22 protein-coding genes are annotated in these 21,412 nt (G+C 59.9%); 3 read left to right on the top strand and 19 right to left on the bottom strand.

Annotation, left to right across the window (positions count from 1 at the left end; all coding sequences use genetic code 11):
• Nucleotides 1-12: 12 nt before the first annotated feature.
• The 9 genes from hpaA to WCL58_RS10000 form a co-directional block, all read right to left on the bottom strand.
• On the bottom strand, nt 13-909 hold the full coding sequence (gene hpaA / locus WCL58_RS09960) for a 4-hydroxyphenylacetate catabolism regulatory protein HpaA (RefSeq protein ID WP_060422240.1): 897 nt from the start codon (nt 907-909) through the stop codon (nt 13-15).
• Between the two features lie 34 nt (nt 910-943).
• On the bottom strand, nt 944-2,314 hold the full coding sequence (hpaX, locus tag WCL58_RS09965) for a 4-hydroxyphenylacetate permease (RefSeq protein ID WP_087762954.1): 1,371 nt from the start codon (nt 2,312-2,314) through the stop codon (nt 944-946).
• A gap of 3 nt (nt 2,315-2,317) precedes the next feature.
• Nucleotides 2,318-3,112, bottom strand: coding sequence for a 4-hydroxy-2-oxoheptanedioate aldolase (hpaI, locus tag WCL58_RS09970; RefSeq protein ID WP_049235379.1), 795 nt, complete (start codon nt 3,110-3,112; stop codon nt 2,318-2,320).
• A 76-nt stretch (nt 3,113-3,188) separates the two neighbouring features.
• Nucleotides 3,189-3,992, bottom strand: coding sequence for a 2-oxo-hept-4-ene-1,7-dioate hydratase (hpaH, locus tag WCL58_RS09975; protein WP_336851057.1), 804 nt, complete (start codon nt 3,990-3,992; stop codon nt 3,189-3,191).
• Nucleotides 3,993-4,006: 14 nt separating this feature from the next.
• Nucleotides 4,007-4,393: a 5-carboxymethyl-2-hydroxymuconate Delta-isomerase gene (locus WCL58_RS09980; protein WP_004933172.1), complete on the bottom strand. Its 387-nt coding sequence runs from the start codon at nt 4,391-4,393 to the stop codon at nt 4,007-4,009.
• Nucleotides 4,394-4,443: 50 nt separating this feature from the next.
• The gene (gene hpaD, locus WCL58_RS09985) at nt 4,444-5,517 is read right to left on the bottom strand and encodes a 3,4-dihydroxyphenylacetate 2,3-dioxygenase (protein WP_087762955.1); all 1,074 of its coding nucleotides are present in this window, start codon (nt 5,515-5,517) and stop codon (nt 4,444-4,446) included.
• A gap of 37 nt (nt 5,518-5,554) precedes the next feature.
• The gene (gene hpaE / locus WCL58_RS09990; RefSeq protein ID WP_033636981.1) at nt 5,555-7,009 is read right to left on the bottom strand and encodes a 5-carboxymethyl-2-hydroxymuconate semialdehyde dehydrogenase; all 1,455 of its coding nucleotides are present in this window, start codon (nt 7,007-7,009) and stop codon (nt 5,555-5,557) included.
• Complete coding sequence (locus tag WCL58_RS09995) at nt 7,006-7,770, bottom strand: fumarylacetoacetate hydrolase family protein (protein ID WP_049272369.1); 765 nt, start codon at nt 7,768-7,770, stop codon at nt 7,006-7,008. The genes hpaE and WCL58_RS09995 overlap by 4 nt, the downstream gene beginning before the upstream one ends.
• Nucleotides 7,767-8,399 carry a fumarylacetoacetate hydrolase family protein gene (locus WCL58_RS10000; RefSeq protein WP_087762957.1) on the bottom strand — a complete coding sequence of 211 codons (633 nt, stop codon included), beginning with the start codon at nt 8,397-8,399 and terminating at the stop codon, nt 7,767-7,769. Before WCL58_RS10000 ends, WCL58_RS09995 begins: the two co-directional genes overlap by 4 nt.
• Nucleotides 8,400-8,726: 327 nt before the next feature.
• Between WCL58_RS10000 and hpaR the strand changes: the two genes are divergently transcribed.
• On the top strand, nt 8,727-9,179 hold the full coding sequence (gene hpaR / locus WCL58_RS10005) for a homoprotocatechuate degradation operon regulator HpaR (protein WP_033636978.1): 453 nt from the start codon (nt 8,727-8,729) through the stop codon (nt 9,177-9,179).
• Between the two features lie 126 nt (nt 9,180-9,305).
• Here the strand turns inward: hpaR and WCL58_RS10010 are convergent, their stop codons facing one another.
• The 5 genes from WCL58_RS10010 to WCL58_RS10030 form a co-directional block, all read right to left on the bottom strand.
• Nucleotides 9,306-9,869: a LuxR C-terminal-related transcriptional regulator gene (locus tag WCL58_RS10010; protein ID WP_141957903.1), complete on the bottom strand. Its 564-nt coding sequence runs from the start codon at nt 9,867-9,869 to the stop codon at nt 9,306-9,308.
• 14 nt (nt 9,870-9,883) lie between these two features.
• Nucleotides 9,884-11,047, bottom strand: coding sequence for a CfaE/CblD family pilus tip adhesin (locus tag WCL58_RS10015; protein WP_180548096.1), 1,164 nt, complete (start codon nt 11,045-11,047; stop codon nt 9,884-9,886).
• On the bottom strand, nt 11,031-13,769 hold the full coding sequence (locus tag WCL58_RS10020; RefSeq protein ID WP_336851061.1) for a TcfC E-set like domain-containing protein: 2,739 nt from the start codon (nt 13,767-13,769) through the stop codon (nt 11,031-11,033). The genes WCL58_RS10015 and WCL58_RS10020 overlap by 17 nt, the downstream gene beginning before the upstream one ends.
• Nucleotides 13,770-13,849: 80 nt before the next feature.
• A complete protein-coding gene (locus tag WCL58_RS10025; protein WP_015376530.1) occupies nt 13,850-14,356 on the bottom strand; it encodes a CS1 type fimbrial major subunit in 507 nt (168 codons plus the stop codon).
• A 76-nt stretch (nt 14,357-14,432) separates the two neighbouring features.
• Complete coding sequence (locus tag WCL58_RS10030) at nt 14,433-15,176, bottom strand: fimbrial protein (RefSeq protein WP_228011766.1); 744 nt, start codon at nt 15,174-15,176, stop codon at nt 14,433-14,435.
• A gap of 323 nt (nt 15,177-15,499) precedes the next feature.
• On the opposite strand from WCL58_RS10030, the gene WCL58_RS10035 reads away from it, so the two are divergent.
• Nucleotides 15,500-16,264, top strand: coding sequence for a winged helix-turn-helix domain-containing protein (locus WCL58_RS10035; protein ID WP_141957897.1), 765 nt, complete (start codon nt 15,500-15,502; stop codon nt 16,262-16,264).
• Nucleotides 16,261-16,737: a hypothetical protein gene (locus WCL58_RS10040; protein ID WP_141957895.1), complete on the top strand. Its 477-nt coding sequence runs from the start codon at nt 16,261-16,263 to the stop codon at nt 16,735-16,737. Before WCL58_RS10035 ends, WCL58_RS10040 begins: the two co-directional genes overlap by 4 nt.
• A 171-nt stretch (nt 16,738-16,908) precedes the next feature.
• On the opposite strand, the gene WCL58_RS10045 is transcribed toward WCL58_RS10040, so the two are convergent.
• From WCL58_RS10045 to WCL58_RS10065, 5 genes are read right to left on the bottom strand one after another with little or no spacing between them, the layout of a single operon-like run.
• Nucleotides 16,909-17,697 (bottom strand): SDR family oxidoreductase, encoded by a 789-nt coding sequence (locus tag WCL58_RS10045; RefSeq protein WP_336851063.1) that lies wholly within the window; start codon nt 17,695-17,697, stop codon nt 16,909-16,911.
• 4 nt (nt 17,698-17,701) lie between these two features.
• The gene (locus WCL58_RS10050; protein WP_004933186.1) at nt 17,702-18,499 is read right to left on the bottom strand and encodes a molybdenum cofactor biosynthesis F family protein; all 798 of its coding nucleotides are present in this window, start codon (nt 18,497-18,499) and stop codon (nt 17,702-17,704) included.
• An 11-nt stretch (nt 18,500-18,510) separates the two neighbouring features.
• Nucleotides 18,511-19,293 (bottom strand): SDR family NAD(P)-dependent oxidoreductase, encoded by a 783-nt coding sequence (locus WCL58_RS10055; RefSeq protein WP_070915046.1) that lies wholly within the window; start codon nt 19,291-19,293, stop codon nt 18,511-18,513.
• A complete protein-coding gene (locus tag WCL58_RS10060) occupies nt 19,286-19,876 on the bottom strand; it encodes a DUF3156 family protein (protein WP_194571115.1) in 591 nt (196 codons plus the stop codon). Before WCL58_RS10060 ends, WCL58_RS10055 begins: the two co-directional genes overlap by 8 nt.
• On the bottom strand, nt 19,851-21,344 hold the full coding sequence (locus WCL58_RS10065; protein WP_033648536.1) for an APC family permease: 1,494 nt from the start codon (nt 21,342-21,344) through the stop codon (nt 19,851-19,853). Before WCL58_RS10065 ends, WCL58_RS10060 begins: the two co-directional genes overlap by 26 nt.
• Nucleotides 21,345-21,412: the final 68 nt, after the last annotated feature.

Raw genomic sequence — 21,412 nt, forward strand, 5'->3', positions numbered from 1 at the left:
CTGTGATCGCGGTTACGAAAGGGCGTGTTGTGCCGCGCGGTAGGTCGAGGGGGAACAGCCTTCCAGCCGATTGAAAAAACGGGCGAAATAGGCCGGATCCTTGAAGCCGAGGCTGTAGGCGGTTTCATGCACCGTACAGGCGCTGAACAGCAGCATGCGTTTGGCCTCGCGCAGCAGCCGATCGAAGATCAGCCGCTTGGGCGGCCGGTTGGCGAAGCGCCGGCACAGATCGTTGAGCCGCGATTCGGTCACCCCCAGCGCCTGCGCATACTCCGGCACCGGCAGGTGCTCGCGAAAACGCTCGTCCACCATCTTGTTGAACCGCTGAAACAGCTGCAGTTCGCCACGCACGCCGCTGTTGGCGCTGTCTTCCAGCGCGGTGTTGCGCAGCAGCAGCGTGAACACCGCCTGCGCCAGCAGCGCCAGCGTCTGTTCGCGCCCGGCCAGGTTCTGCCCGAACTCGCGGCGGATCAGCGCCCAGTAGTGGCTGAGCGCCGTCAGCTCCTGCGGCGCGTCGGCCAGCGACAGGCAGATGCCCGGCATGTCCAGCGCCAGGTTGCTGCCGGGATACAGATGCTCCAACAGCGGCCAAATCAGCTCCTGGCGCACCGTCAGCACATGGCCGTCGCTGTCCGGTTCGGTGAAGAACGCATGCGGCACCGACGGCGGCGTGAGGATGAACAGCGGCGCCTGCACCGAATAGTGCTGATCGTCAAGCTGCAGCTCTATCTTGCCGGTCTCCAGGAAATGCACCTGGAAGAAGCAGTCGTGCCAATGCACCTGCATGTCGCGGCCGAAGAACGCCGCCAGCCCGGCGAAGGTTTCGTAGTGCACCTCGTCGGCGGCGTAGCGCGCGTCATACTCTTTGCAAATATCGATGTTGGCGATAAAGCCGGTACTTTTCCGCACCTCATGACCTCCTGCAATCATGCCCACTTGCGCATCAAGGCGTCGCTCTCGGGCGCGAATCCTTCATCGGAATGCGCCACACCAGCACGGCGCCGACGATCAACAGCGCCGAGACGAAATACAGCCCGGAGTTAAAGCTGCCGGTCAGATCCTTGAACCAGCCGATCAACAGCGGGCTGAGCGCCGATCCGATGTTGCCGGTGGCGTTGATCACCGCGATCCCCACCGCGCGCGCTTCCAGACTGATCGACTGATCCGGCGTGGTCCAGAAGATCGCCATGGCGGTAAAGGAGCCGACCGAGGCCATCACGATCCCGAGCAACTGGATCAGGCTGTGATCGGTGGCGGACGCCAGCAGCCAGCCGGCGGCGGCGAACAGGTACGGCAGCGCGGTGTGGTGCTTGCGCTCCTGCAGCCTGTCGGATCGTTTGCTCCACCACACCATGCCGGCGATGGTGCAGATCTGCGGGATCGCCGCCAAAATGCCGATCGTCACGTTGCTGCTGCCCTGGTTGAAGCTTTGCAGGATCTGCGGCGTCCAGATGTTGATCGCGCTCAGGGTGTTGGTCAGGCAGAAATAGGCCAGCGTATACATCAGCACGATCGGCGTGCAGATCTCGCGCCACAGGCTGCGCTGTTGCAGCGCGCGGTGGCTGCTCGGCCCGTTGGGCTGCACCAGTTGCAGCTTATCGGCTTCCATCATCGCCTGCAGGCTGGCTTTCTCCTCGTCGGTCAGCCACTTGGCCTTGGCCGGCGTATCGTCGAGGTAGAACCACACCACCACGCCCAGCAGCACCGACGGAATGCCTTCCAGCAGGAACAGCCACTGCCAGCCCTTCAGGTTCATCACCCCGTCCAGCGCCAGGATATAGCCGGAGACCAGCGAGCCGATCGCCATGGTCACCGGCATGGCGATCATGAACAGCGCGTTGGCGCGGGCGCGGTAGAACGCCGGGAACCAGTAGGTGAGGTACACCAGAATGCCCGGCAGGAAACCGGCCTCGGTGATGCCGACGATCATGCGCAGCACGTACAGGCTGGTCGGCCCGGTGGCGAACATGGTGCAGGTGGAGGCGATGCCCCACAGCACCATGATGGTGGCGATCCAGCGCCGCGCGCCGACCCGGCTCAGCATCATGTTGCTCGGAATACCGAAGATCACGTAGGTGACATAGAACAACGTCGCCGCCAGCCCGAACATGGTCGAGCTGAGGCCGAGATCTTTGCCCATCGTCAGCCCGGCGAAGCCGATGTTGATACGATCGAGGAAAGAGAAAACAAACAACACGAACAGGAAAATGATCAGGCGCCGAAACAACTTTTTAATCACCGATTGCTCGGCGGCGGTTAACGCTTTATGTTGCTGCGCCGGGTTGGCCGGCGGCAGCGAATCGACGTGGTTCATGGTTCAGTAGACTCCCGATGAAGGCGCTTGCGCCCCGCCCCGTTTGAATTCGTCCGCCAGGGCTTCCGCCGCCCGCGCCAGCAGGGTGGTGTCCACCCCCACCGCAACGAACAGCGCGCCGGCCTCCAGATAGCGCTGCGCCAGTGCCTTGTTGGCCATCAAAATGCCCGGCGCCTTGCCGGCGGCGCGGATGCGCGCGATGGCGTCGTCGATGGTGCGCTGCACCTCCGGGTGCTGCGGATTACCGGCAAAGCCCATGTCGGCGCTGAGATCCGCCGGGCCGATAAACACGCCGTCCACCCCATCCACCTGCAAAATGGCGTCGAGGTTTTTCACCGCTTCGCGGGTTTCAATCTGCACCAGCACGCACATCTGCTCATCGGCCTGCTGCAGGTAATCGGGCACCCGGTTCCACCGCGAAGCGCGCGCCAGGGCGCTGCCGACGCCGCGCACGCCGTGCGGCGGATAGCGCGTAGCGCGCACCGCGTCGCGCGCCTGTTCGGCGTTTTGAATCATCGGGATAAGCAAGGTTTGCGCGCCGACGTCCAGCAGCTGCTTGATGATCACCGCGTCGTTCCACGGTGGCCGCACCACCGGCTGGCTCGGGTAAGGCGCGACCGCCTGCAGCTGCCCCAGCACCGTTTGCACGTTGTTGGGCGCATGTTCGCCGTCGATCAGCAGCCAGTCGAAACCGGCGCCGGCCAGCAGCTCGGCGCTGTAGCTGCTGCACAGCCCGAGCCACAGCCCGATCTGCGGGCGTTTTTCCTGCAGCGCACGCTTGAAGTGGTTGGTTAACATCGCATTCTCCCTGACAAGCGGGCGTAGCGCATGGCCCCGCCCGGTTTATTGCGGCCCGGTTCGCCGAGCCTGCTTTTTAGACGAAGCGGCAGCTGATGCAGCCCATCGGGCCGTAGTCGACGTGGAAGGTATCACCGCGCCGCGCCGGCACCGGCCGGGTGAAGGAGCCGCCGAGGATCACCTGCCCCGCTTCCAGCTCCACCTCATACGGCGCCAGCTTGTTGGCCAGCCAGGCCACACCGTTGGCCGGGTGGTTGAGCACCGCCGCCGCCACGCCGGATTCTTCAATCACGCCGTTGCGGTACAGCAGCGCGGAGATCCAGCGCAGATCCAGCGCATCCGGCTTGATCGGCCGCCCGCCCATCACCACCCCGGCGTTGGCGGCGTTGTCGGAGATGGTGTCGAACACCTTGCGCGGCCGCTGACTCTCGGGATCGACGTTGTGGCTGCGCGCGTCGATGATCTCCAGCGCCGGAATGACGTAGTCGGTGGCGTTGTAGACGTCGAACAGCGTGCAGTTCGGCCCGCGCAGCGGCTTGGCCAGCACGAACGCCAGCTCCACCTCCACCCGCGGCACGATAAAGCGATCGATCGGAATGTCGCTGCCGTCGTTGAAGAACATGTCGTCCAGCAGCGCGCCGTAGTCCGGCTCGGTGATCTGCGAGCTCACCTGCATGGCGCGCGAGGTCAAGCCGATCTTGTGGCCTTTGAGCGTGCGCCCCTCGGCGATCTTCAGCTCCACCCACTGCCGCTGAATGGCATAGGCGTCTTCGATGGTGATCTCGGGATGATCGAGCGACAGCGCGCGGATCTGTTCACGACTCTTTTCCGCCTGATGCAGGCGCTGTACGGCGCGGTTAACCTGCTCTTTATCCAGCATTTACGACCCCTTATTCACGCCTTGTTGAACAGCGCGTGGACATTGTTCTGTTTGTAATTCAGTACCGGATCCAGCTCTTCCATAGTGAAAGAGAGCGCCAGGTAACGCTGCGCCATCAGCGCGGCGAAGTGTTCCTTGATCAGCGCAAACAGCATCTCGCCCACCTGCTGCCGGCTTTCCAGACTGCGGCCGTGGCCGATCTTCAGCGTCATGTGCACGAAGGCGTAGTCCTGCTTGCCGTCGGCCATCTGCCAGGTGTCGAGCCAGATGGCGCGGCTGCGCACGCCGGCCAGCGGAAAGATGCCGGTCGCCGCCAGCGCCTCGTTGACCTTGGCGAACAGGGTGGGCAAATCCGCCTCGCGGCGGATGTTGTCGGTACATTCAGCGTAAAAATGGGGCATAGCGTTCTCCAGACGGCAAATATGCGCGGGCGCGGCCCGCGCAGCGGCATTTACAGCGTATTGCCAAGCTTGAAACCTTTTTCCGTATCGCCCTCACGGGTATAGGAAAAACCGTCTGCGCCGATGGTGACGGCCATTTCGCTGGGCGCACTGCGCTCGATGACCGGCTGTGGCTGCCCATCGAGATCCAGCACCAGCGATCCTTCGGTATACCAGCTCGGCACCACCGGATTGCCCCACCAGTCGCGGCGCTGGTTGTCATGCACGTCCCAGGTCACGGTCGGGTTGTCCGGATCGCCGGTGTAGTAATCCTGCGTGTAGATTTCCACGCGGTGGCCATCGGGATCGCGCAGGTAGAGGTAGAACGCGTTAGAGACGCCGTGACGGCCGGGGCCGCGTTCGATCAAATCGGATTTGCGCAGCGCGCCGAGCTTGTCGCAGATGGCCAAAATATTGTGCTTTTCATGGGTGGCGAAGGCGATGTGGTGCATGCGCGGCCCGGCGCCGCCGGTCATCGCGGTATCGTGCACCGTCGCCTTGCGGCGCATCCAGGCAGCGTAAACCACGCCGTCTTCATCGCGGATGTCTTCCGTTACGCGGAAGCCCAGCCCCTGGATGTATTCCACGGCGCGCGGCACGTCAGGGGTGATTTGGTTAAAGTGATCGAGGCGCACCAGCGCGCCCGGCGTATACAGATCGTAGCGCCAGGCCAGACGCTCGACGTGCTGCACGTCGTAGAAAAACTCATACGGGAAACCGAGCGGATCCTCTACCCGCACCGCATCGCCGATGCCTTTGGCGAACCCGTTCACCCGCCGCTCGGTACGGCAGCCAAGCGCCTTGAAATACGCCTCGGCGCGATCGACGTCTTCCGGCGTGCGCACGCGGAAAGCAAACGCCGCCACGGCGGCGACCGGGCCTTCGCGCAGCACCAGGTTATGGTGAATGAACTCTTCCATCGAACGCAGGTAGAGGGTTTTGTCATCTTCGGCGGTCACGACCAGGCCGAGGATATCGACGTAAAATTCGCGTGCGGCTTTAAGGTTCGTGACCTGAATTTCCATGTAGGCACAGCGCACGACGTCGGGAGCAGGGACAGCATCAGTGGTCAGTTTTGTCGTCATTGTTCTCATCTCTTTCGTTATTATTGTGGCCTGAGGCTCAAACGCCCCATTTCGGGATCGGGTGGTCGCCCATGGAAATGCACACGTTCTTCATTTCGGCGAACACTTCGAAGCTGTATTCGCCGCCTTCGCGGCCGGTGCCGGAGGCTTTCACGCCGCCGAACGGTTGGCGCAGATCGCGTACGTTTTGGGTGTTGACGAAAACCATGCCCGCTTCAATGCCGCGGGCCAGGCGCAGAACCTTGCTCACATCCTGCGTCCAGATGTACGACGCCAGGCCGTACTCCACGTCGTTGGCCATGCGCAGGCCATCTTCTTCTGATTTGAACGGCAACAGGCAGGCCACCGGCCCGAAGATCTCCTCCTGCGCCACGCGCATCCGGTTGTCGACATCCGCCAGCACCGTCGGGCGCAGGAAGTTGCCGTGGCTCAGGCCGGCCGGTTTGTCCGGGCCACCGGCCAGCAGGGTCGCCCCTTCTTCCACCCCGAGGCGGATATAGCCGGAGACTTTTTCCCAGTGCTGCGGGCTGATCAGCGCCCCCACCTGGGTGTTGGGATCTTGCGGATCGCCCACGCGCAGGCGGTTGGCGCGCTCGGCGAAACGTTTGACGAATTCCGGGTAGATGCTCTCCTGAATGAAGATGCGCGAACCGGCGGTGCAGCGTTCGCCGTTGATCGAGAAGATGGTGAACAGCGCGGCGTCGAGCGCCCGCTCGATGTCGGCGTCTTCAAAGATCAGCACCGGCGACTTGCCGCCCAGTTCCATGGAGAATTTTTTCAGCCCGGCGCTTTCGATGATGCGGCGGCCGGTGGCGGTGCCGCCGGTGAAGGAGACCGCGCGCACGTCTTTATGGCGCACCAGCGCGTCGCCGGCGGTGGCGCCGTAGCCCTGTACCACGTTCAGCACCCCGGCCGGAATGCCGGCCTCCAGCGCCAGCTCGCCCAGGCGATCGGCGGTCAGCGGCGACAGTTCGGACATCTTCAGCACCGCGGTGTTGCCCAGCGCCAGGCAAGGCGCGGTTTTCCAGGTCGCGGTCATGAACGGCACGTTCCACGGCGACACCAGCGCACACACCCCCACCGGCTGCACCAGCGTGTAGTTGAGCATCTTGTCGTCCACCGGGTAGGTCTTGCCGTTCATCTGCTGGCACACCTCGGCGAAGAATTCGAAGTTGTGCGAAGCGCGCGGGATCAGCACGTTTTTGGTCTGGTGGATCGGCAGGCCGGTGTCGGCAGTTTCCAGTTCGGCGATCTGCGGCACGTTCTGGTCGATCAGCTCGCCCAAGCGGCGCATCAGGCGCGCGCGCTCTTTCATCGGCGTGTTGGCCCACTTGGGGAACGCCTCTTTCGCCGCCGCCACCGCCTGGTCTATCTCCAGCTGGCCGCCGGAGGCCACCTCCGCCAGCACCTCGCCGTTCGCCGGGTTGGTGGTGGTGAAGTACTCTTTGCTGGCGACGTTCTTGCCGTTGATCCAGTGGTTGATGGTTTTCATCGCAGGCTCTCCTCGTAATCTTTTTCACTGATAATGTGGTTAACCAGACGGCCGATGCCCTCGATCTCCACCACCACTTCGTCGCCCGGCTGCACGTCGGCCAGCCCTTTCGGCGTGCCGGTGGCGATCATGTCGCCCGGCTGCAGCGTCATGAATTCGCTCAGGTAGGCGACCAGGAACGGAATGTCGAAAATCATGTCGGCGGTGCTGCCGCGCTGGCGCAGCTCGCCGTTGACGTAAGTGCTGAGCGCCAGCCGGTGCGGATCGGCGACGTCGTCGCGATCGACGATGTAAGGCCCGATCGGCGTCAGGGTGTCGCGGCTCTTCACCCGCAGATTCGGCCGGTAGTAGTTTTCCAGGTAATCGCGGATGGCGTAGTCGTTGCACAGGGTGTAGCCCGCCACATACTCCATGGCGTGCTCGCGGCTGACGTTACGCGCGGTCTTGCCGATCACCGCCACCAGCTCGGCTTCGTAATGCATGTACTCCACGCCGGCCGGGCGCACCGACACCTGGCGGTGACCGGTCAGGGTGTTCGGTGCCTTGAGGAACACCAGCGGCTCTTCCGGCGCCTTGAATTCCAACTCGCTGGCGTGGTCGGCATAGTTCAGCCCCAGGGCGAACACCGTGCCCTGCGCCGGCGGCAGCCATTCCACTTCGCGCTCCTGCAGCACCTCGCCGTTCGGCAGCGTGACGCGCAGCTGCTCGTCCACCTGCACGTTGAAGACCTGGCCATGATGGCGAATACGGGCATGTTTCATGATGCGGCTCCTGCCTGGGTGACGCGGTTGGTCAGCGTGGGCAGGCCGGCGGCGCGCACCGTCACCTCATCCCCCGGTTTGATCTCCACCCGCTGGTGCGGGGTGCCGATCAGCACCGCATCGCCCGGCTGCAGGGTGATAAAGTCGCTGATGGCGGCGATCAGCTCCGGCACCGAGCGCACTAGATCGGCGGTGGACCAACGATCCTGCTCCACGCCGTTGATCTCGGTGACGATCTCCAGCCGATCGGCATTCGCCAGCTGGCCGATTTCCCCCAACGGGCAGAACCCGTCGCGGCATTTAGCCTTGATCGCCGGGCGGTAGAAGCTGCTCTCCGGCAGGCTGACGTCGTTGGCCAACGCGTAGCCGGCCAGATAACGGCCCACCTGCGCCACCGGCACCTTGCGCGCGGTATCGCCGATGATCACCGCCAGCGTGCCGCCGCTGTGCACGGTTTCACCGGCCGGAAACGGGATCGCCCCGCCGTTGGCGAGGTGGGTGTTGCGCGGTTTGATAAACCAGACCGGGGTTTTGGGCGGGGTCTGATACGGCGGCTGGTGAAACGCCTGATCCCAGGCGTCCAGTTGGCTTCGGTGATTCAGCGCAACGGAAAATACGGTGCCTTTCATGCGAACTCCTCCAATGGCAAAACATGACAACCGGCATTCATTAACATATTAATGATTACTTTTATACGCTGTGCAGCTTTTACGCAACGCGCTTGGAGTGATTTGTGATCGTGATAACAAAATATTCACAAACAACGAACATTAGCGTGATTATTCAGCACATTAATCATTTTCTGCGCCATTTTTCGCTGCGCCCTGCATTTTTGCTTTATCCCTACGGGTAACTTTGGCTACTATTAAGTTATTAATAAAATCGGGCTTTGCGGGGCAGGCGCCCCCATAACGAGCGCCGTAACAACGAACACCTTGATAGCTAAGGCCAAACTTATGCATGAATCGTTAACCATCGCCCTGCTGCAGGCGCGTGAAACCGCCATGGGGTTCTTCCGCCCGATCCTGAAAAGCCACAATTTGACCGAACAGCAGTGGCGCATCATCCGCGTGCTGGCCAACAGCCGCTCGATCGAATTCCACGAGCTGGCGGCGGAAACCTGCATTCTGCGCCCCAGCCTGACCGGCATTCTGTCGCGCATGGAGCGTGACAAGCTGATCTTCCGCCTCAAGCCGGTCAACGATCAGCGCAAGCTGTACGTGTCGCTGACCCAGCAGGGCCAGGATCTGTATGAAGTGGCGCGCCACCAAGTGGAACAGGGCTACGCCGAGATTGAAGCCGCTTTCTCGCGACAGAAAATGGACCAGTTGATGGCGCTGCTGGACGAGCTGATCACCCTGGGCGACAGCCTGCCCGCCAACGTTACCGCGCATCCCGCCAAGAAGTGACGCCACAAGTCGGATTGCTGCCGAAACGCATTGCTGCTGGTGGGGTTTGTGAGGGGGCCAAAGACAACAAGGCAATCCTTGCCCCCTCGATGAGTTCACGATTTCCCTGACGTTTTTACCTTGACGTCATGCCGGATTCAAAAGCCTGAGTAAATTTGGGACGTTGAGTTTTTTCAGCGCATTGCATTTATGCTGTGAAACGATTTTTTCCGTCATGCGCGCGGTTCTGGCCACGCGGCGTACTGGAAATCCACGCGTTAATAAATTCAGTACGGTAAATTCAGCATCGGTGAGACTGGGATCCAGACACTTAACGGCGGGGAGCGCCGCCCCTTGAGCCAGTAGCTGGGCCGTTTTCTGCAGGCTTTGACCGTCGTCCAGAAGATGGATCTCTAACGAGAGATATCGCTTGCGCACACGCATAGCCAAGGCCCGGCTCTGTGCATTGCAACAAAGATACACCCTGCCGTTCCATTGACCGGACCCCAGCCTCGATAAAATGTCGAGCAATGTCTGTTGGCTCGCCGTCAGCGAAAAGCGGCACCGAACGATGATGATATCCATCGTCAGCAGCCTCCAATGCCAGCGAATATCATCCGTAGTGATATGACTATTTTCACCGTCGCGCAGAATTAAATAGCGCAGTCCCGCAGTGTAGAAATTATTGTTGTCCAAAATGGCATAGTTCACGATGCGGCTCTCATTCACAGGGTGCTGGGGGTATAAATCACGTGGAGCGTGCCGGTATAGTCACCCGCCGTTTTACTGTCGGCGGCAAACGCTGGCGTCGTGAGCGTTATCGGTGCCGGCACGCACAGCACGCTTTCGCTGCCGCCGGGCAAAACGACCTGGCGCAGAATGCTCCGATCATTTGTGCCCTGCCAGACGATATCCGTACCGTTGCTGGCGATTTCTGTCGCGCCGGTCACCGGATTGGTGACAGAGACCTGATAATCCACCCGGTCGCGTGCACTGCTCTGGCTACCACCGCGCCGCCAGACGGAAAAAGCGCCGGCAGCGCGGTCTGCCGCCGCCACCCCGTCGTCGGTGAAGCGTAATATCACGCGGCTGCTGGCAGAGTTATTGCCGTCATACAGGCACATGTCCAACGAAGATAGCCCCTTGATTTCGCTCCCACCCGGGCGCCCCGGCAGATTGCTCATAGTCAGGTTCAGATTCACCACCGGCGCGGAGTGAGGAAAAGCGGGCAAATAAATCTGATGATTGCTTGAATCAATCACTTCCAGGCGGATATTCGCCTGCCAGTTGGCGATCGTCAGGTAGCCGGGGCAGCCCACGTTGGCGTCGTTAAAATTCCCTCCGCAATCAGCGCTTCCCCACTGACGCAGGTTCTGTTTTAGGGTCGCGCTCCAGATCCCCGGCTGATTCAGTTTTTCCAACTCGCTTCTGACGATATAAAAATCGAAATAGGGCTCGCTATTCCAGGCAGCGATGTCTCCGGTGCCGCCGGTCACATAGCTGGCAAAAGTAAAGACTTTGCTATTTATGAACATGTGTTTTTCACCATAGACTTTTATGTCCACGGTCTTCTTACTCAGTTCATGAGTAAAACGCAGGGTGATCGCATACGGTGCCGCAGGATTGGCGCTAAACCAGACCGGTGCCGTCATGCAGGAACCATTGGTAGCATCGTTACGCGACAAACAGGTCAGGGTATTACGCCCCCACTTCTGCGGATCGGCAGGACTATATCCACTCGGCTCATGCAGCCAAATATCGAAGCGTGCGGGCGGTGTCAGCCGATCGTAGCTGAAGCTGACGCTGGTATTTCTGCCGGCCGGCGCCCCAGCCAACGTATGGCTACTCCACAAGATCAACAACACGAACAGACTAATTAAACGTTTCACGTGAACTCCCTGTGGCAGTAGTTTCCTGATTGTTCATGGCGGTCTGGCCCGCAGGCTGTGCACGGCCGGCCATCATCAATTGCGCCCGGCGCTGAACGCTGTCCGGCAGCGCCGAGAAAGTCAGCTCACGACAGGCCACCGTGCCGACGTAGCGCACGACGTCGCGCGTGCTTTTGACCTGCAGCGCGCACTGATAGAACTGCTGATTGCGTACCAGATACAAGGCCTCGATCGGCGCCTCGCTCTGCGCGCTGAATCCTCCGTCTCCGAGATCGTTCCAACCGATGACGTTCAACGGCACACTGCCTGACAGCGGCAAATGCCGCTCGTCGAGCAGTTGGCCAAGCCAGGTGTAGCTGGCCACCGTGCGAACCTCTCGGCGTAGCATCTTGCCCGGCACCATAAAGACCGTCCGGCTGCCGGAGCCCTGCGTGATTTCGCTGCTGGCGCCGTGGGAGACGTCCAGTGATTCGCTCACCGATAGCGTGGTTTGCTGGTAACCCGGCACGGCAAATAGCGCGCGGCGATTGGCGGCCACCTCTGCGCTCCCTCCGTTGTCCAACGCTACGGCAATCCGGGAACTTTGCTGATCGTCGGGCGCCGAGACATCCACGCCGATAGCCGAAGCCGGACGCCCGTCTCCCCAGCGGCCAAACCAGACTCCGGAACGGGAAAGCGCGAAGGTCGAACTGTAGTTACCGCTGCTGCTGAGGGTGTGATGGCGGGCCTGACGATCCCAGCTGTCGCTCAGCGTCAGGCTGCCGTTACCGTACTGCCCGCCCTGACGGGTATAGGCGGAGGTATTCAGCGAATCGCCGTTGATGCCGGAAGCACTCACGCCATATTCGTTTTCTCCGCGAGCATCGGTATACCAATTATGCGCCACGTTATAGCTGAGGGTTCCCGTCTGCCGTTGCTGTTGTTGCCAGGTAGCGCCAAGCGAGGTATAGCCGGAGCTTTCGCCCAGGCGCGGACGAGCCAGGGACAGGCTAACGCTCAGGTAGCCGCCTTTATCCCTGGCAGCAGAATGATTTTCACTGCGCATAAACAGGTTGATGCTGCTGTTGATGTTCAATCCGTTGGTGCTGAACGAATTACTGAGGCCCCCCTGCCATGAGCGGGCGTGCGAACGGGTCATGTACATCTGCTCCCAAGGCAAGCCGTTGTCACGACGGCTATCGTCGGAGGGCAAGTCGCGTCGAGCGATATAGCGCCCCTCATTACGATTGTCGGAATAGCCCAGCGAGGCATACCAGCTTCCTACCGGAACGGAAAACATCAGCGACAGCGATCGATAACAACCGCTGACGCCGTAAAATCCCGCATTACGGTTGTCGCAGTTTTCCGCCGCCAGAGCGTTGCGGTAGAAACTCAGCGAAAAGCCGTCGTTGTAGCTCACCTGCTGAATGTTGCCGCGCTCCCCCTCGCTGCCATAAAGGTAGCTAAAACGAGTGCTCAGGACGCCGTCGACAGGGCCGGTGTTAAAACCGTGGTACCAGTCGAGGGCGTTTTCCGCAAATCGATGTTGTCGGGTCACTGTCGCGCCGCTGGTTAATGCCAGGGTGGCGGTTATCGGCAGGCGCACGCCGGCCTGCGCTACGGGTGAGCGTGGGTCCTCCTGCGAGTCATTGTCCGTTTCGCCGGCCTGCAGAAACCATTCCACACGGTCAAAGGGGGTCATTCCCGTGCGCGTAAACGGGACGTCTTCGGTGCGCAGCAAACGGTTATTTTCATAAATAGCCAGCGTCACCGTATAACTCCCCTCGGGAAATGCGCGAGTATCCAGCGTCTGGGCACCGGCATTCAGGTAAAAACTGCCCAGCAGTTGATTACCTCTCCGGGCGTCAATGCGCGCGTCGTGCGACAAAAATACAGTGACCGGCGTCCCTTGCGATTGTTGAACCGGGTTTATCCAGGCGCGTGTAGAACCGGCGCGCATGCCGCGGATCTTACCGATAGGCAACTGGCTGAGCGTGATATTGCCCCCGGCGTTGCTGAACAAATCGCGGGTATCCATCTCCCCCAGTTGGACATAGTATTTGCGCCACAAGTCCTGACGAAACCAGGCGTTATTGACCGTCACATCCTGCATGTGCTGCTCACGCGAGCGTTGCCCCAACCAGTTCCAGTCAACGTTCACATAGCCATCCTGCGTCACCGCCAGCGCACCGTTGCCCTGCACGTTGACCGATTGATAATCACGATCGGCGACAAAGTTGATATTTTGCTGATGAACGAGCGCAGTCTCGGTTTCACGCGTAGGCTGGAACCACTGCTTATCTTCCGAAGGCTTCGGCATATAGTGCTTGTCGAGAAACAAGCTGATACGCGCGTTGTTTTCATCGTAAATCACCGCAGCACTGCTGGTCTCGATATAGCCACAGCCACGTGCCTCGCCGTTGCTGCTGCAGGCCAGGTTGCCGTTACGGGGCATCGGAGCAACCAGCACTGCATCGATAGCCGAAAGCAGGCGGGGATCATCATTAAAACGGCTTTTGATAGCGTCAAGCAGACTCTCCGGCTGTATGAAACGCACGGTCTCCAGATTCATGTCCGTTTCGAACAGGCCAAGAGAATCACCGTACAGCGTCACTTCAATCCATAAGCGCTGGTTTTTCGCCAGCTCCTCAAAACCCTCCGGAATAGCCATCTCCGCGCAGGCTTGCTGAATGGATGCAGGTAACAATGCGGCAAAAAGGAGAATATTACGGGGGAGAGACATGAAAAAAACCTCTGATGTCAGGAAGACATCAGAGGGTGGACACCCTCTGATGTTAATGACTTACAAACGCACTACCTTGTTTATGCACCGCCTTCCGCGGTAGTCGCCTGGGTCAACATCAAGCTGACTACACCGCTGTATTGGCCAGTTTTCAAAATACCTTTGGTGGTCTGAGAAATGATGAGCGGCAGTACCGCAGAACCATTTTCCACTGTCCCAGGGAACAGCTCGGCACCGGTGAATTCGGCGTCGGTGGTCGTGAGCGCCTTTTCACCCAGTTGTACCGTCAGCGGTATATTCTGATCGCCATCCGCATTGGTTAACTGTGCGGCGCTGACCAGACGGACTTTGACGTTACTGGTGGCGGAGTTAGACCAGACTTTGGTGTTTAAGCGATAGCTCTCCAGCCCTCGGCCCGGCAGGTACTGCATATCGATGCTGGCCGGCAGCGGGGTATTGTCCGCCTGGGTCATATCCAGCTGGGAATCGACGCTCGCATTGACGGTGATGTCTTTTTGAATGGCAAGCGAGCTGAAAGAAGTGGCCAGCGCGGTAGCAATCAGCAGAGGTTTAATATAATGACGCATTGTTATCTCCATATTGGCATGCGGGCTTCATTCGCCCTATAAATAAACCACAGGCGTGGTTATTACGGTTGTCGCGTTATTTCGCGACGGGTAATTCAGCTTCTTCACTGGTTTTATTCAGCCAGTTAAAGTAGCGAAATTTGTAGGTTGCACCACTATTTGCACTCAAGGACTTTAATTTTCTTTGCGTCCCCGGATACACAGTAGCGTCTTCTTTAATCCATTTACACGATGCATTGGCACGGCAAAACCCAATTTCTTTCAGAGAAACTCGCATGCTGCCATTATTAATAATTTCGTCACGAGCAGAATTAATTTCCAGAGAAACCGCCGGACTCTCTGGCGCAATATGCACCAGAGCCCCCCAGATAACATTCACCCCCAGCTTCGCTTCTGCTGAACGCGCTTTATCCTCTCCGGATAAAAAACCGTCAGGTTGTTTCACTCCTTCAAAATAAACCCGCCAGGTACTTTCCGTTGTCGGAGGTAACAATGATACCAAGCGCACAACACGCATCGAGCCGGCAGCAAGCGCAAATTTAGCAGGCGTCACAACCAGGCCCTCCTTTTTCCATGAGGCTACATCGATTTCTTTTTCCTGCGGCGTGCCTGGGTTAATAATTCTCTTTTGCGTTACCCGAACGAACTGAATATCATCACTTTTGGATGCCACTTTAATGATCGCAGTTCCTGAAGCATCGATACCCAGTTCCATCGGATAAACACTCATATTTGCCATTGCGGCGCCGCCGAATAAAGACAATAACAGAATGAGGGTTCTCGCCATGCTCATGGCAGGGGATACGTTATTGTTTTTCACATTGCACCTTCTTGTGTTCATCATCATGATGCGTAATATTCATTTTCTCATTCAGACACATTTTTCATGCCCTCACATCTTGAGAAAAATCTTATACCAAACAGAGCGATACTCACCACTTGTATCGAAAAAGCACAAAAACACAGTGTTTTATCCCTTTTCATCATTGAAAATAAGATATAGTTAAATTAAAACACTGGTTATGATGTTTTAGTCAAACCATTAACCTGAGCAAAAAACAACCCATCAAGAGTAATGGGAGCATCGCTTGTGTCGGATAAGATATAAATAAAAATCACAAGTTAAAAAAGAGAGGCTTTTATATGTTCTTTATGTTAAGCAATGCGTTAATATTTGACCCTGACACACAAAAAATCAGTCTAGCAGGCCACCCCGACTCAGCCGTAACGCTGTCAGCACCTGCTGTTCGTTTATTATTGGAATTCATTAGAAATAGAGGGGAAGAACTCAGCAGAGAAACATTAATTACCCGAGTGTGGCAGGATTTTGGCTATACGCCGTCCGGAAACAACCTCAACAAAGCGGTTAGCGAGATTCGAAAAGCATTTCAGTCACTGGGGGTACACGTATCTCCTATCGTTACCGTGCCAGGCAAAGGATTTTATTTTGATGCTGACGTAGTAGGGCAGAAACACCCAGCTAAAACTGCCGCTATCGAGCCAGTTCCTCCACCGCAAAAGACAAGGCCATCGAAAAGAAAACTTAGCCTCTCAACACCGCGGCCCTACTGTATTGCCGCATTAGTAGTATCAACTTTAATAGGAGGAGGTTATTTATTTTCAGAGTATGCGATCAAGTCACCGAAATCCATAAAGCTGCCAAATGAAAAATTTGAGCAGTGTACAGTCTGGCGGATAAATGCCCCTGAAAGACCGATTGCTTTATCTAAGCTGCCTATCCTGCTCAGTGAAAACAACCTGGATTGCCAGCGTGATAAGTATGACATCTATTATTTTAGCACCCGTTTCCCCCTCACTAATGCGGATGAGATTTTTATTGGTCTCTGCCCGGAAAACCAAAAGAATTTATGTAAAACAATTCGTTATAAGAGTGGGGTCGAAAAATGAGGATCAGAATTCTGTTAATCGCCGGTGGCATAGTGGCAGTGGGATTACTGGCAACCTGCCTTTCTCGCACCAAAGCTGAGAATCGGGACATGCTTGCATGTACCACAGAGTTTATTTTTACCCGAAATGCAGGCAAAGCCAGCGAGGTAAGGGTGAATGTCATCACCCAGTTTTATTTTCATCGCGACGGAACTGGAATCACTACCTACAAAGGGGCGGCCTCCAGCCAAGGACAGGCCATGATGGTGGATCGCGATGTGAATTTTACCTGGAAGCCACGCAGTGATGCAGGAATCATTGAGCTGACATATACGAAGACAGTACGGCGACATAACGATAATACACCGGGCAACGTGTGGGGTGACTTTGCCCGAAGCGGAGCTCGTTACTATCTGAGCATTGCAGAGGTCGCCCCGTCGCTCTGGTTGATTCAGGACAGGAAGTATCCAACCTACCTGTGTCGGGAAGAGTAAAGTTACATCTGCGTAAGGGGTAACCGGTTATCAACATCAGTAACCGGTTGCGCCTTTATAGGGGGACTCGGTTAAAGGGAACGCCCCCGCTCTTCCCCCGCCTCCAGCTCGGCCGAATATCTCTCTATAAATGGTACATGCCGGATAATTCCCGCTGATAAGATAAAAAAATCAGGATGGAGCATTCGTTTCCGGCAGCAGCGCGCCACCGTCCACCACCAGCGTCTGGCCGGTGATGTAGGCCGCCGCCGGCGAGGCGAGAAACACCATCGCCGCGGCGATGTCTTCCGGTTCCCCCAGCCGCCCGAGCGGTACCGCGGCGGCGATCGCCTGATTCACCTGCGCGTCGCCCAGGTTGGCCATCGCCGGCGTGCGGATCATCCCCGGCTCCACGCCGTTGACGCGAATTTTCTCCGCCGCCAGCTCCAGCGCCGCCGCGCGAATAAACCCGTTCACCCCAGCCTTGGAGGCGGCGTAGTGCGCCAGCCCCGGGTAGGCCACCCGCGGGCCGGTCACCGACGAGGTCACCAGAAGGCAGCCGCCGCCCCGGCGGCGCATCCACGGCAGCGCCGCCTGCGCCAGAAAGAACGGCGCCATCAGATTGACGCTCAGCGTGCGTTGCAGCAGCGCCGCGTCGATGGCGGCGAACGGTGTCAGCGGAAAGTAAGCGGCATTGTGGATCACCACGTCCAGCCGTTGATGCCGCTCACCTACCGCCGTCACCAGCTCAGCGATCTGCCCCGGTTCGGCCAGATCGCAAGCCAGCGCCCGCACGCTCAGCCCTTCGTCCCGCAGCGCCTGCGCCGCCGCCTGCGCCTGCGGCAGCTGCACGTCCGCGATCGTCACCTCGGCGCCCAGGCGGGCAAAGGCGCTGACGATCGCCAGACCAATGCCCTGAGCGCCGCCGGTCACCAGCACCGCCTGCCCCGCGAAGGCGTCGGCCGCATAGGTTGCGCTCATCGCCCTATCCTCGTGGGTGACGCGTGGTGTTCAGCACCTGCGCATGGGCGCCGACCGCAAAGTTGCTCAGCGCGCTGAAATCGCTGCCCTGATAACCGAGGATCTTGCCGTCGGTGCGCATGCCCTGCAGATCGATCATCACCACGCCCAACGTCGGGATGATCTTCTCGCGCCAGACGAACAGATAAAGCTGCTCCGCCACCTTCACGTAGTGGCAGCGATCGACGTCCGCCAGCCCTTTTTCCACCCCGTCCAGACACTGCCAGGCGTAGAAGTTATCGTTCAGGTAGATGTGCTCGTACCGTTCGGTCGGGCTGTAGGTGTACATGTTGCGCATGCCGATCAGCTCATCGGTAAAGCCCGGTGGCGCCACGTCGGCGTCATCCAGCGTGCCGAAGCGGAATTCGGCCTCGACCGCGGTCAGCGGCAGCCCCTGCTCCACCCGGCTGAAGGCATCGAGCCGCGCCTGCGCTTCGTCCGGCAGCTGGCCGTATACCGCAGTGAAATTGCCCTGATTGCGGTCGCATACCAGCGTAATGCTGGCGTTGGCGCGGGCAGGATCGAGAAAATCGATGAACAGCACGCCGGGGCGAATGCTGGTGGCGCGATAGGCGACGCCGCGCCGTTCGCCCCACTCCAGCGTCTGCTCGTCGGTAAACCGGCAGCGCTGCGTCGCGCCGTCGCTAAAGCGCAGCGTCAGCGTGGTGCCCGCCAGCCCGTGCTGCCGTTCCAGCGTATTGCTGTGCGGCGCAAAGCCTTCCGCCAGCGCGCCAACCTGAATGAATACCGCTTCTGAACTCATGGAAATGCTCCTTACAGGGAAGTGAAAGCCAGGGTCGGCACATCGACGATGGTGGAGCCGCCGTCGGCCACCAGCGCCGCGCCGGTAATGATTGAAGCCTCGCTGGAACACAGGAAACGGCACGCGCGGGCGATCTCCTCGGCGCTGGCCGGGCGGCGCAGCGGCACGTCGCGGCAGACCATCTGGTAAGCCTGCTCCAGCGAAATCTGATGGGCGTCCATCAGCAGTTGCATCTCTTCGTCCGCCATCGGCGTGGTCACCCAGCCCGGGCACACTGCGTTGGCACGCACGCCCAGCGGGCCATAGTCGCGAGCGATGGAGCGCATCAGCCCGATCAGCGCGTGCTTGGCGGTGACGTAGCCGCAGACCTCCGGCCCGGCGGCCAGCGAGGCGATCGAGGCCACGAACAGCAGGTTGCCGCCGCTTTTAATCAGCTCCGGCAGGCAGGCACGCGCGCTGGCGAAAGCGCTGTTGAGGTTGCTGTCCATCGCCCCTTGCCACTGCGCGTCGGTCATCTCGGTGATGCGCTTGAAGCCCATGCCGCCGGCGCTGCCGATCAGGCAGTCGATGCGCCCGGCTTCGCGCAGAATGGCCGGCAGCAGCGCGTGGTTCCAGCTCTCGCCGCTGGCGGCATCGCCCACCAGCGCCTGTGCGCCGATCTCTTGCGCCAGCGCCGCCAGCGGTTCCGGGCGGCGGCCGATGATGAACACCCGATCGCCCTGCGCCGCCAGCAGACGGGCGCAGGCGGCGCCGACGCCGGTGCCGCCGCCGGTAATCACAACCACTCTATTCATGATTCAGCTTCTCCATCAGTTGGCCGATCATCAGCAGGCTGCTCAACAGCAGCCGCCGCTGTTCGGCATCCAGCCGCAGATAGCGGCGGCCGGCCGGCAAACGGCTGACCACCTCCGATGCGGCGAAATGCTCAATCTCCACCTGCCAGCGCCCGTCGTTCACCGTCAGCCGCACGCGGCGAAAATCCAGCTGCGCCAGCGTCTCGCCGATCTGCGGGTAACGCTGCAGGCCGTCCAGCACCCGCTGCGCGGCCGCATGGCGCTGGCGCAGCAGATAACGCACCCCGCGCCGCCGCAGCCAGCCGCCGGTCACCACGTCCAGCGTCAGCGGAAGCTGCATCGCGCACGGGCCCTGCAACCGAAAGCGGTGGCTGACGATATGCGCCATAAACAGCCCCTGGACCTGTTCGCCGATCTCGATCTGCGGCCCCTGCGGCAGCGTCAGCCGCAGCAGACCCGGCGCCAGGCGTTCGCACGCGTAGGGTTCCAGGTTGCGCGCCAGACGATCCAGCGCGGCGCCCGGCCGATAGCCCGACGGCGCTCGCCGCCAGGCGCGATTAAGTGAGGGAAGTAAGCCGATCAAACTGCGCCTCCTCGTTTTCACCCTTGGCGAACGCGTTCTCCAGCACCTGCTCGACCGGCACCGGCTTGAACGGATTCACTTTCTGCACGCACAGCGTCCAGAACAGCGCATAGGCGGCGGTCAGGCCGATCATCCAGCCGAAGGGAATGTAGATATCGCTCGGGTTCATTCCCGGCGGCGTGATGTAGACGATGGCCAGCACGATGCCGACGCTGGAAACGATCTGCGGCAGCGGGAACCACGGCGATTTATAGGCGCGCGGCAGATCGGGGCGGCGTACGCGCAGGATCACCACCGAGCAGGTCACCAGCAGGTAGGCCACGCCCCAGGCGCACACCGCCGCCAGCACCAGCGGAATGATCCTGTCGAGGTTGCCCTGAATGGCGAAGGCGTGTACGCAGGGGATTAACACCGCCACCAGAATGCCGACCACCGGCGTTTTAAAGCGCGGGTGCAGATAAGCGAACATGCGCGGCAGCGCGCCGTCCAGCGCCATACCGTACAGAATGCGCGGCACCGCCGCCATCAGCGTGTTGATGGTCGCCGCGCCCGCCAGCAGCAAGCCGACGCCCAGCCAATATTTGCCGAACTGGCCCATCACCTGGCCGGCGAACGCCGGGATGGCCATCGGCGTTTCCAGCAGGCGCGTGCCGCTGGCGGCGTCGATCACCACGTTTTCCACCTGGTGGCTGAGCGCCGCGCCATACAGCGCCATGCACACCGCCACGCCGCACAGCCCCAGCGCCATCGCGCGCGGGATCACCCGATCGCAGCGTTTGATCTCCGGCGCCATCGGCGTCACCAGCTCACAGCCGACGAACATGAACATCGCCATGCCGATCAGGCTGAACACCGCGAAGGGATCGTTCAGGCTCAGCGTGCTGCCGAACCAGCCCTCGAGCGGCACGGCATGCGGCGACAGCAGCCCGACGATGCCGAAAATCACCAGCGTGCTCCACATGGCGAAGGTCAGCACGATCTCCGCCTTGCCGAAGGCCTCGATGCCGAACGCGTTGAGCAGGCCGAACACGATTACCAGCCCGACGCCGACCATCCAGGAGGCGTTGTGGCTTTCCATCAGGGTGTTCAGGTGCTCGAAGTTCACCAGCGCCATGATGCCGGAGAGAATGGTCTCGGCGGTGCCGGCGAAGATGTGCACGATCAGGTAGGCCGACAGCGCGCCGGTGATGGCGAAAAAGCGCCCCATGCCGCAGGAGATGTAGTCGTAAACCGAACCGGAGGTCGGCAGCAGCGCCGCCGCTTCGGAGAAGGTGGTGAGCTGCGCCTGCATCATGATGAAGGCGATCAGCATCGCCAGCGCGAAGGTGTCGCCGCCGATGCCGAAGCCGCTGGTGACCGTCAGGATCACCGGGCTGGCCATGATCACCCCGACCGAACTGGCCAGGGTGGTGGGAAAGCCGACCTTGCCTCGAGCCAGGTGGGCGTGCAACCGCGACGACAGGTTCATGGTTATTTCCTCTTATAGTTTTGGCCTGATGCATGCAGGTGCTTGCAGGTTTTTCACCGCCAGCGGCG

This window comes from Serratia sp. TMDUHS_CL (genome assembly GCF_037137105.1).
Lineage (GTDB): Bacteria > Pseudomonadota > Gammaproteobacteria > Enterobacterales > Enterobacteriaceae > Serratia > Serratia nevei.

What these genes read in the sequence shown, in the direction of transcription:
- hpaH (WP_336851057.1), bottom strand. Translation starts at nt 3,992, where the DNA reads ATGCTGGATAAAGAGCAGGTTAACCGCGCCGTACAGCGCCTGCATCAG.
- WCL58_RS09995 (WP_049272369.1), bottom strand. Translation starts at nt 7,770, where the DNA reads ATGAAACATGCCCGTATTCGCCATCATGGCCAGGTCTTCAACGTGCAG.
- WCL58_RS10025 (WP_015376530.1), bottom strand. Translation starts at nt 14,356, where the DNA reads ATGCGTCATTATATTAAACCTCTGCTGATTGCTACCGCGCTGGCCACT.
- WCL58_RS10040 (WP_141957895.1), top strand. Translation starts at nt 16,261, where the DNA reads ATGAGGATCAGAATTCTGTTAATCGCCGGTGGCATAGTGGCAGTGGGA.
- hpaD (WP_087762955.1), bottom strand. Translation starts at nt 5,517, where the DNA reads ATGACGACAAAACTGACCACTGATGCTGTCCCTGCTCCCGACGTCGTG.
- WCL58_RS10065 (WP_033648536.1), bottom strand. Translation starts at nt 21,344, where the DNA reads ATGAACCTGTCGTCGCGGTTGCACGCCCACCTGGCTCGAGGCAAGGTC.
- WCL58_RS10000 (WP_087762957.1), bottom strand. Translation starts at nt 8,399, where the DNA reads ATGAAAGGCACCGTATTTTCCGTTGCGCTGAATCACCGAAGCCAACTG.
- hpaX (WP_087762954.1), bottom strand. Translation starts at nt 2,314, where the DNA reads ATGAACCACGTCGATTCGCTGCCGCCGGCCAACCCGGCGCAGCAACAT.
- hpaR (WP_033636978.1), top strand. Translation starts at nt 8,727, where the DNA reads ATGCATGAATCGTTAACCATCGCCCTGCTGCAGGCGCGTGAAACCGCC.
- WCL58_RS10020 (WP_336851061.1), bottom strand. Translation starts at nt 13,769, where the DNA reads ATGTCTCTCCCCCGTAATATTCTCCTTTTTGCCGCATTGTTACCTGCA.
- hpaI (WP_049235379.1), bottom strand. Translation starts at nt 3,112, where the DNA reads ATGTTAACCAACCACTTCAAGCGTGCGCTGCAGGAAAAACGCCCGCAG.
- WCL58_RS10055 (WP_070915046.1), bottom strand. Translation starts at nt 19,293, where the DNA reads ATGAATAGAGTGGTTGTGATTACCGGCGGCGGCACCGGCGTCGGCGCC.
- WCL58_RS10045 (WP_336851063.1), bottom strand. Translation starts at nt 17,697, where the DNA reads ATGAGCGCAACCTATGCGGCCGACGCCTTCGCGGGGCAGGCGGTGCTG.
- WCL58_RS09980 (WP_004933172.1), bottom strand. Translation starts at nt 4,393, where the DNA reads ATGCCCCATTTTTACGCTGAATGTACCGACAACATCCGCCGCGAGGCG.
- WCL58_RS10035 (WP_141957897.1), top strand. Translation starts at nt 15,500, where the DNA reads ATGTTCTTTATGTTAAGCAATGCGTTAATATTTGACCCTGACACACAA.
- WCL58_RS10050 (WP_004933186.1), bottom strand. Translation starts at nt 18,499, where the DNA reads ATGAGTTCAGAAGCGGTATTCATTCAGGTTGGCGCGCTGGCGGAAGGC.
- hpaE (WP_033636981.1), bottom strand. Translation starts at nt 7,009, where the DNA reads ATGAAAACCATCAACCACTGGATCAACGGCAAGAACGTCGCCAGCAAA.